This is a genomic window from Helicobacter cynogastricus (assembly GCF_900197855.1).
Lineage (GTDB): Bacteria > Campylobacterota > Campylobacteria > Campylobacterales > Helicobacteraceae > Helicobacter > Helicobacter cynogastricus.
The window spans coordinates 1-8560 of sequence record NZ_FZMQ01000006.1 but is presented as its reverse complement, the minus strand read 5'-3'; the positions used below and the strand labels follow the sequence as shown (position 1 = coordinate 8560).

The window sequence follows — 8560 nt, the reverse complement described above, 5'->3', positions numbered from 1 at the left end:
TAGAGTTAGCAAAGACTTCTTTTAAGCGTGTAATCTGATTGCCCCGCTGGGTGCGGATTCTGAAAGCTTTAAGCCTCATGGGCCACTTTGCGCAATTTCTCTAACTCTTCTTGCTTTTGGGCTTGAATTTGCAGAGTTTGGGAGGCCTCCTCGTATTCTTTGGGGTCTTGGAGTTCGGCCAAAATGCTCTCAATCTCTTCGTTAAGAGTTTGGATAAAAGGCGCGTCTAGGCGGTGTTTGCGCTTTAGGATATGGGGCAAGCTGTAGAGCTTGTTGCTGATGGTCATGGCGATGTCTTGCAGGGCTTTAGCAATGGTGTCAAAGGTTAATAATTCGCCCACTTTTTCCTTGTAGCTTAACTCTTTGAGTTTGGCATCGGCTAGCTCTTTGCGAGCACGCGCTATGCCCAAGTCTGTTTCTTCATTTTGGAGCTTATAGGTGATGAAGCTACTTAGTGATTGGGTTAAGTCCCAATCATCATGATCGCACTTGACAAAAACCCCCGCTTGGTGGAGTTGGTAGATACGCGCTTTAGTCAGTCCGACAATTTGACATAGGGCGTGCGTGCCGATTCTATTGGGGTCGGGCTCTTTTTGGGCGCGCAGGTGGTTGATGTAATTTTGCACGCTAGTACAAAAATCCCATCTTTTGGCGTTTTGGTCATTGACACAAATGCCTAACTGCTTAAGCTGGTAGATGGTCTTTGTTTCTACGTCCAAAAAGGCGGCCAACTCTTCCGCGCTTTTGGTGGTAAGGTTGCGAATTTGGCTTAAAAGCGCGCTCACTTGAGCCTTTAGATCGCGGTTTTCCTGATCGCACTCGTTTTTCACTTCGGCTAGCTCAGTAATGCGCTCTTTTTGCAAGCACACGCGCCTATCTTGTCTTTTAAAGGCCTTAAGCGCGCGCCCCTGCTCGCTTACAATCTTGCCTAGTCGTTTCACTTCGTCTAATTGGGGCTGTAGGTGTTTGGTGTAGGCTAGAATGCTTAAGCGGGTGTTGTATTTGAGCGCAGAGCAGATGATAGGCTTGTCGCCTTTGCCTACATAGAACACGACGGAGCTTGTCGCCTCGAACACGCCTTTTTTTTCTAACTCTTTAAATTGGGGGATGCTTAGGCCTAAGAGCTCTTGAAGCTCTGTCGCGCTGCACATCTCGCGCATAAAGTCGTTAAATTGGGGGTGCAGTTGGATTTTTTGAATCATTTTAACGCCTTGACTTTGGAGCTAAACACCGGATGAGGCCCGCCTGTAAAGGCGCAAGTGCACTCACCTGTAACCACTCCGGCAGTGGCAGGGGCGTTTTCTCCTCCTAGCGTGATGTCTGTTGAGTTAATGATAGCCTTGTCTGTTTTGATAGTGGCGTTTTGACACTCTATTGTTGCGTCTTTGGCGATTTTGAAAAGGGCGTTTTCACACTCTAGTGTGATCTCTTTAAGGCTCTCGACCTTGAGAGTGCCATCGCTGTAGGTGATAATCGTGCCATCAGCGTATTCTGTGCGCTGAGTCTTTTCATCTTGCTTAGATTCTTGATCTGCTGAAAGTATAGATGTGCCCAAGACTACGCCAAACTGCCCCAGCTTGAAATAAAGGACAATCTCGCCTATAGTAGGGGGGCTGTAGGCAGTTTTAAAGGCATTATGAGTTTGAGTATAGGGCACAAAGTCGCTTATTGTGTTGTTGTAGCGCACTTTCACGCTGGACTTTTTCACTTCAGCGATAGTGGCTAGGTAGATGTTTGGCGTGCCATAGGGCATGAGAGGCCTTTTTAACGGAGTGCTTATGAAAAACTGCTAACCCGCACTTTGTAAAAAATATTAGCAATATTTTAGCATAAACTTAAAAAAATGATTCGCCATGCCCGGAAAATGAACCCATGAGTGTGGCATGCAAAAAAGAAATGCGGAAAAATTTTAAAGCCAATTTTAAGGGTGATTAGAGCGCAATGAGACAAAAGGCAGGGAGCGGGTTAAGGTTAGAAAAATGGTAAAAATGGGCACAAAGTGCGTATTTTTGGGGATTGGACGGGCATTTTTGGCAAGTGTAAGGGGTCAAAAACTTAATAAAAAACTGCAAATATCGGGGGCTTCCCTGCCCGCGTTATAAATATCCCCGGCAAGGACCCACCCCCTTGCCAATCGAAGCTAAAAGGTCTTCACTTTGCCCCGCACAACACCCACAATCTCAAACTTGTCATCTGCCCCACCTATTAGCTCAAAATCTGGCCGCTCATTGTTCCTAGAAAAAAACCTAATGTCCCCCGTGATGGGATTCTTCTCCGCCCGCCTAATGAACATCTCGCCAGCATATTCAAAGACAACAATGTCTCCACTGCGCATTTGCGAGCACGGCTCTATTAGCAAATAGTCTCCCGCCTCTACAAGGGGACTTAAACTATCATTTTTAAAGCGCACAACTACTAACTCCCCTTGCGGTAACCCTAGCGCAAGGAGGGCATTCTTTGGGTATCTAGCACGCAATTCTAAACTTAGCATAGGGGCTTTAGCACTCCCCAGCGCGTTAAAGTCATCATAGACCTTAAAAAGGACATCCCCATGCTCTCTTTTATGCGCCTGAATAGGGGGTTTGCCCCCCAAAATCCCGCTAACATCTGCAAGTCTAGAGAGTTTGGCAAAGAAGCCCAAAGAAGGCATCCCATTTGTCTTTCCGCTAGAATACGCCCTAAGTGTGCCCGCTGGAGTATCCATAGCCGCCCCCATCTGCGCCCAATTCTTAAACCCATGCGCGCGTCTTGTCTCATGCAGCAACTCTGCAATCTGTTCTTTGTTGTAGCTCTGAACACCGCTGGGGGGGGGGGGGGGGGTAGCCTCTATCTCAGAAAATAGTCCCTTTTGGGGGGCTTGCTTTTGTTGAGGATTTTGCTTTTGAGAGCGCAACTGCTCAAACTTATCAACCACAGAATCAGGAAACTTCTTAGCCCTATGCCAAATATTAGCCCTGGCCACAGAAAACCCCATTGCTTTAGCCACCGCCTTCACAGAGCCCACCCCAAAAAACGCCTTCATCTCGCGGGCCAACTGCTTAAACTCTGCATGCGCTTCTTCTTTGAGCGCGGGCTTTTCCCCCTTTTCTTGTGCCCGGTAAAAGGCCAACACCGCCCTATCAGGCACGCGCCCGCACAAATACCAACTAGACGCACTATTGCGCGAATACCCCAAAAGCTCGGCAACTTCCCCCAAAGAGCCCACCCCAAAAAACGCCTTCATCTCGCGGGCCAACTGCTTAAAGTCCTGTGTCTCAATTTTTTCTTTCATCGTGCAATTATAAATCTTTTAACCAGTTCTAACGCTTAAACATTCAAAAATAACATTTCAGCTATAATTAATCACAATAATAAAATCAGCTAGGAGCTAAAAAATGTTAGTTTTCACCCCCGACATTCCCAAAATCACATGCGACTTTGGCAATATCTGCGCGTTTTCCAAACACTACAAAACCCCCTACACCAGCGTGCGAAAGTATTTGTTGCAGGGCGACACACCAAAACGCATGCGCTCCCAAACACTGCAGAATTTCAAAAAGATGGAAACAGACGGCTATGTCCGCATAGACTACAAAGCAGATTGACATACTCCCCATAGCTAAAGCTAGCTATTTTTATCCCTTAGAATGCCCCACAATCGTTTTAATCCCTCTAGGGGGTATCAGAACACCCTCTAATCTCAAACTAACGATTTAAGGCCAATCTAACGCTATTTTTTCATCTCAAAAGCTAACGGGGGGCTCGGGGGGTTATCCCCCCGCCTCAATTCTTTCTGTAAGCAGTGCGCCAGCACTGCATTCCGATCCAGTGAGCGTAAAACCTTTTTTCTTAGGCGTTTTTGCCTCGCGCGCTCGTAAGAATTTTTTAAATAATTTATTAAAATATTTATAGGCGTTTTTTTTTTTCGTTTTCAGCCCCGCACCGCACGTGTCTACGAGGAGTTAAAAAAAATGATTTAAGGGGCATTTTCCGCTTCTTAAGGGGCATTTTCCGCTTTCTTAAGGGGCATTTTCCGCTTTCTTAAGGGGCATTTTCCGCTTCTTAATGGGCATTTAAGTTTAATGCCATTATAAAGCTATAGAAATTGGCACTAAAGGGAGTAAAATGGAGCTCATGGAGCAACTTCAACAAAAGTTTCAAGAGCTAGAAGCTTTGCAAAAAGCCATAGACAACACCCAAGACCCTTTTATCAAGGGCATTTTGCAAGAAAAACATGCCCAACTTAACGCTTTTTTAAATAGCTTAACCCCAATCCTGCTAGCACTCTTACAAGAAAGATATAAAGCACTTATAACTGCAATAGCGCAAAAACTCTTAGCCCCTACGCCTCAACCCTTGCCCCAAGAGCCCCCCAAACAAGAGCTAATCCCAGCCTCTCAAGAACCCATCCCTGCTAGCAAAGTCCCAATTTCTAGCCCCGGGCAAGTGGTGGTCCACAATGACATTTATAAGGTCAATTTAGGCAAGTTAGGTGCGCGTGAGCTCAATCTGCTCTTTTCTCTATTCAACCGCCTCAAAGATCAGCAAGGCACCCGTATTCGCTTTAGCCCCCAAGAAATTAGAGGAATGATGGCCGCCCCCAAACTTGACCATGCGGGCCTTTTAAAGGCGGTGCGCATGCTTTTAAAAAATGTAGAGTCTGCTAATTTCCGCGAAATTGCCCGTGTCGTTGAGAATGGCGAAACTTTGCCTGTTGAGTCAACCTACATGCTATTTAGCCACTACAGCATCGCCATGAATGAAGAAAAAACTCAGCTTCGCTATCTTGATGTAGGGGTCAACACCCATTTTTATCTACACCTATTTAATCAGCTAAGCGCCAATTTCACCACTTTTCAGCTCAAAACATTTTTATCTCTAAGAAGCAAATACGCCAAAAACCTTTACCGCCTCTTAGTGCGTTTTGAAGATGTGAACAAATTGGGCGAATGCGAGGTGTTGACCTATAAGGGCGATTTTGAGGGGTTTAAGGAGTTTATGGGCATTCCTGCAACTATGCGTACAGACTTGATTGACACCTACATACTTAAACCCGCCTGCCGTGAGTTAGGGGTAATCTTTGAGGAGGGCTACGACCCCAAAAACCCTAACCGCAATCTGCCCTATGAGATGATTTTTTATACGAAACAAAAGAAAGGCAAGGGGGGCAAAATAGTCGGCATTACTTTTCACTTCAAACCCCACCCGCACGCAGACATGCAAAAGGCCATTTTAAAACGCCACTCTCAAAACCGCGCCCAAGATGTCAACCTTAAAACCCAAAAAGAGCTAGAAAAGCAGAAAGAAAAACTAGAAAGAGAGCAAGAAAAGGCTAAGCGGCCCCACTACAACAAACAAGAGCGCAAAACCCTTAATGGCTTTTGCGGATTAATCGGGCCCTTGCACATCTCCATTCCCGACTACACCTTTCAAAATGTCAGGCTAGTAAGCGTCAAAACAGGACTAGATAACGACCCCTCCATCATAGGACTTTTTGAGATCATCAACCCCATCTCCAACGACTACCTTTGCGCTCGGTGCTGCAAAGAGCACATGGGAGCATTTAAAGTGAACAAAAAGGACCACTTCACCCATGTTTTTAAAGACGTTGAAGACTTTGTGGTTAACTTCTCTAGCAATGCACGCTAGAAATTAAAGGACTTAAATGAGCGCACAAGATGACCCCAAAGCCCAAACTCTAGGCCTATTTGACCATCTTCAAGGCATACAAGATGCCCTCAAGGCTTTTAATATCTCTATGGAGGGGAATGACAACGCCATTCTCCAAATTCTAGCCCAATTATTGGCCCAACAAAACCCCCCTCAAAACCCCCTCCCCAAAGAAACACAAAAAGAAATTAGCACCCTAGATGGCAAATTGACAAATATGTCCCAATTCTTAGAACTAGCCAAAAACGCCAATATCCCCCCAAGCCCCCAAACCACGCCCCCGCCCCCTCCAATAACACAGCCCACTCAGCAAACCCCACCCTCAAGCACGCAAGAACTCTTACAACAAGCAGGTAAAGAATACGCCGCTGTAATGGCACAAAAAACCTTAGCCCCTACGCCTCAACCCTTGCCCCAAGAGCCCCCCAAACAAGAGCTAATCCCAGCCTCTCAAGAACCCATCCCTGCTAGCAAAGTCCCAATTTCTAGCCCCGGGCAAGTGGTGGTCCACAATGACATTTATAAGGTCAATTTAGGCAAGTTAGGTGCGCGTGAGCTCAATCTGCTCTTTTCTCTATTCAACCGCCTCAAAGATCAGCAAGGCACCCGTATTCGCTTTAGCCCGCAAGAGGTTAAGAATCTCATGAATGACCCAAAAAGCAACAATGCCGATCTCTTGAAGGTTGTAAGAACACTTTGGAGCAACATTAAGGCGGCCAATTTTCAGCAAATCGCCCATGTTGTTGAGAATGGCATGGAAATAGTGCAGGAGCGCGATTTCAACCTATTTAGTGGCTCTATCATTGCCATGAACAAAGAGAAAACACGGCTACTCTACCTTGACATAAAGGTCAATACCGATTGTTACCTGCACCTATTTAATCAGCTAAGCGCAAATTTCACCGCCTTTCAGCTCAAAACCTTTTTGTCTCTAAACAGCAAATACGCTAAAAACCTTTACCGCCTACTCGTGCGTTTTGAGGGTGTGCGCCAAGTGGGCATGTGCGAGGTGTTGACTTATAAGGGCGACTTTGAGGGGTTTAGAGAGTTCGTGGGTGTCCCAAAGGGGCTAACACTAGGAGACATCGAAGAGCGCGTTTTAAAGCCCGCCTGCCGTGAGCTAGCCCCCCTCATGCTCCCCCCTAGTAAAAAGCCTAGAAAAAATGAAGTGGCAGAGTATGATCCAAAAAATCCCGACCGCTCCCGCCCTTATGAGTGTATTTTTTACATCAAAGAAAAAAAGGGGCGGGGCAACAAAGTCGTGGGTATCACTTTTCACTTCAAACCCCACCCCCACGCAGACATGCAAAAGGCCATTTTAAAACGCCACTCTCAAAACCGCGTCCAAGAAGCCAATACTAAGATGCAAAGAGAAGCCGAAAAAGAAAAACACAAACTAGAAAAAGCGCAAAAAGAGGCGCAACGAGGGCACTACAACCAACAAGAGCGCAAAACCCTTAATGGCTTTTGCGGGCTAGTAGGAGGGCTCTATATCAAAAACCCCGAGCACCTCTTTAAGAGTGTCAAGCTAGCCAGTGTGCTTACGCGTCGTGGGAATAATCCTAGTATTGTAGCCTTATTTGAGCTCATAGAGCCCAGCCCTAACGACACCCATGTTGCTCAATTCTGCACGGAGCACTTAGAGCGTTTTAAAACAAAGCAGGCGGGCTATTTCACCCATACTTTTAACGACCTTGAGGACTTCATGAACAATTTCATCAAAGATGCGCGCTGAAAAACACACGCTAGAAGCATTTTAAGCCCTTTGAAAATGAGGGCTGTACCCTTATCCTCTTAGGCCTTGTGGCCAATACAGAGGCATACAGGCACATTTTCACAAAATCACCCCCCCAATGCTAAAAGTGCGCGTAAAAAAGCTCACTTTGTTTTGAGCGACTAAAACCCAATCCTTGACACTGCTAGAAAATTTGTCAATGATAATCTTTTGTGTGCGCGTGCTCTCCAAAGTGGAAAAGCGCAAAGGTTTACGCGCCTCCACTTTGGCAACCAGCCCCTCAAAGTCTTTTAAATGCTCTAAATACAGAGTCGCACTAAAGCTAATACGCCTTTCATTAGGCCCTAGCTTCAAATAGAAGTTCTTGCTTAGAGTCTCCACTTTCTGAATGCCTAGAGAATATTCAAAGTCCAAACTAGGCACATTGTGCTCTGTCTTGAAAGTGTATTTGTCAATCTTGATGATTTTGCCAATATCGCTCATTCTTGACTCCTATTTGCTAGAATGCTCAAATTGCACGCGCATACTCCAACTATTTTTATCCAAGCTATGCTCTGTTTGCGTGATGATGTGAACCTCCTTTTGGCCCCCCTTGTGCAACTCTAAAAGTCCGCCCGCAAAAAGCACCTGCCCTAAAGCCTGCAAAGAGCCTTTAGTCTTTTGGGTGTTGAGTTCTTTGAGTTTGGTAACCCCCGCGATGTAGGCCTGTTGGTCATTTTTGGCCTCAATAATCAAAGTTCTCACAGGGACACCATTGCCCACTTTTACAATCTGCTCTTTGCCCGCCTTATCCGTGTAGTGCACTTCTACGCTCCGGTAATGCTTGGTGGTCAGATATTCAATTTCCAAGCTGATACACGCATCCGCATTTATCTTATAACGCCTACGCTCATAGTTCTTTATGTCCCTATCGTAAAATAAGATAGTGTCATTCTTCACAGAAAAGCTACACCCGTATTCTTTAGCTAGACGCGTGCAAAAGGACATGTCGCTCTCATCTATTTGTTCCATCACATCTAAGACATTGTCAGCAAACTTAAAATTAATGCGATTTTTTAGCCCGTGCTCTCTGGCAATAACTCTTATAATATCTGCGACCCGTATATTATTAAAGCTTCGGCTTTTGCGCACGGCCATCTCTTTAGTGAAGTTAATCGCGGTCGCATCAATGCTATA

The 8560-nt window shown here is 45.7% G+C and carries 8 protein-coding genes; 3 read left to right on the top strand and 5 right to left on the bottom strand.

Going from position 1 to position 8560, the window contains the following annotated elements:
• Positions 1 to 68: 68 nt before the first annotated feature.
• From C6H00_RS04075 to C6H00_RS04065, 3 genes are all read right to left on the bottom strand, one after another.
• Positions 69 to 1202 (bottom strand): hypothetical protein, encoded by a 1134-nt coding sequence (locus C6H00_RS04075; protein WP_104749767.1) that lies wholly within the window; start codon positions 1200 to 1202, stop codon positions 69 to 71.
• Positions 1199 to 1753: a phage baseplate assembly protein V gene (locus tag C6H00_RS04070; RefSeq protein ID WP_104749766.1), complete on the bottom strand. Its 555-nt coding sequence runs from the start codon at positions 1751 to 1753 to the stop codon at positions 1199 to 1201. The genes C6H00_RS04075 and C6H00_RS04070 overlap by 4 nt, the downstream gene beginning before the upstream one ends.
• Before the next feature lie 387 nt (positions 1754 to 2140).
• Positions 2141 to 3271 carry a S24 family peptidase gene (locus C6H00_RS04065; RefSeq protein ID WP_104749765.1) on the bottom strand — a complete coding sequence of 377 codons (1131 nt, stop codon included), beginning with the start codon at positions 3269 to 3271 and terminating at the stop codon, positions 2141 to 2143.
• 103 nt (positions 3272 to 3374) lie between these two features.
• On the opposite strand from C6H00_RS04065, the gene C6H00_RS04060 reads away from it, so the two are divergent.
• The 3 genes from C6H00_RS04060 (at position 3375) to C6H00_RS04050 (ending at position 7384) form a co-directional block, all read left to right on the top strand.
• Positions 3375 to 3584 carry a hypothetical protein gene (locus tag C6H00_RS04060; RefSeq protein ID WP_104749764.1) on the top strand — a complete coding sequence of 70 codons (210 nt, stop codon included), beginning with the start codon at positions 3375 to 3377 and terminating at the stop codon, positions 3582 to 3584.
• 520 nt (positions 3585 to 4104) lie between these two features.
• Positions 4105 to 5628: a replication initiation protein gene (locus C6H00_RS04055; protein WP_233704410.1), complete on the top strand. Its 1524-nt coding sequence runs from the start codon at positions 4105 to 4107 to the stop codon at positions 5626 to 5628.
• A gap of 16 nt (positions 5629 to 5644) precedes the next feature.
• Positions 5645 to 7384, top strand: coding sequence for a replication initiation protein (locus tag C6H00_RS04050; protein ID WP_104749763.1), 1740 nt, complete (start codon positions 5645 to 5647; stop codon positions 7382 to 7384).
• A 99-nt stretch (positions 7385 to 7483) separates the two neighbouring features.
• On the opposite strand, the gene C6H00_RS04045 is transcribed toward C6H00_RS04050, so the two are convergent.
• The gene (locus C6H00_RS04045; RefSeq protein WP_104749762.1) at positions 7484 to 7867 is read right to left on the bottom strand and encodes a hypothetical protein; all 384 of its coding nucleotides are present in this window, start codon (positions 7865 to 7867) and stop codon (positions 7484 to 7486) included.
• A gap of 9 nt (positions 7868 to 7876) precedes the next feature.
• The coding region (locus tag C6H00_RS04040) for a phage late control D family protein (protein WP_104749761.1) at positions 7877 to 8560 on the bottom strand (684 nt) is incomplete at its 5' end.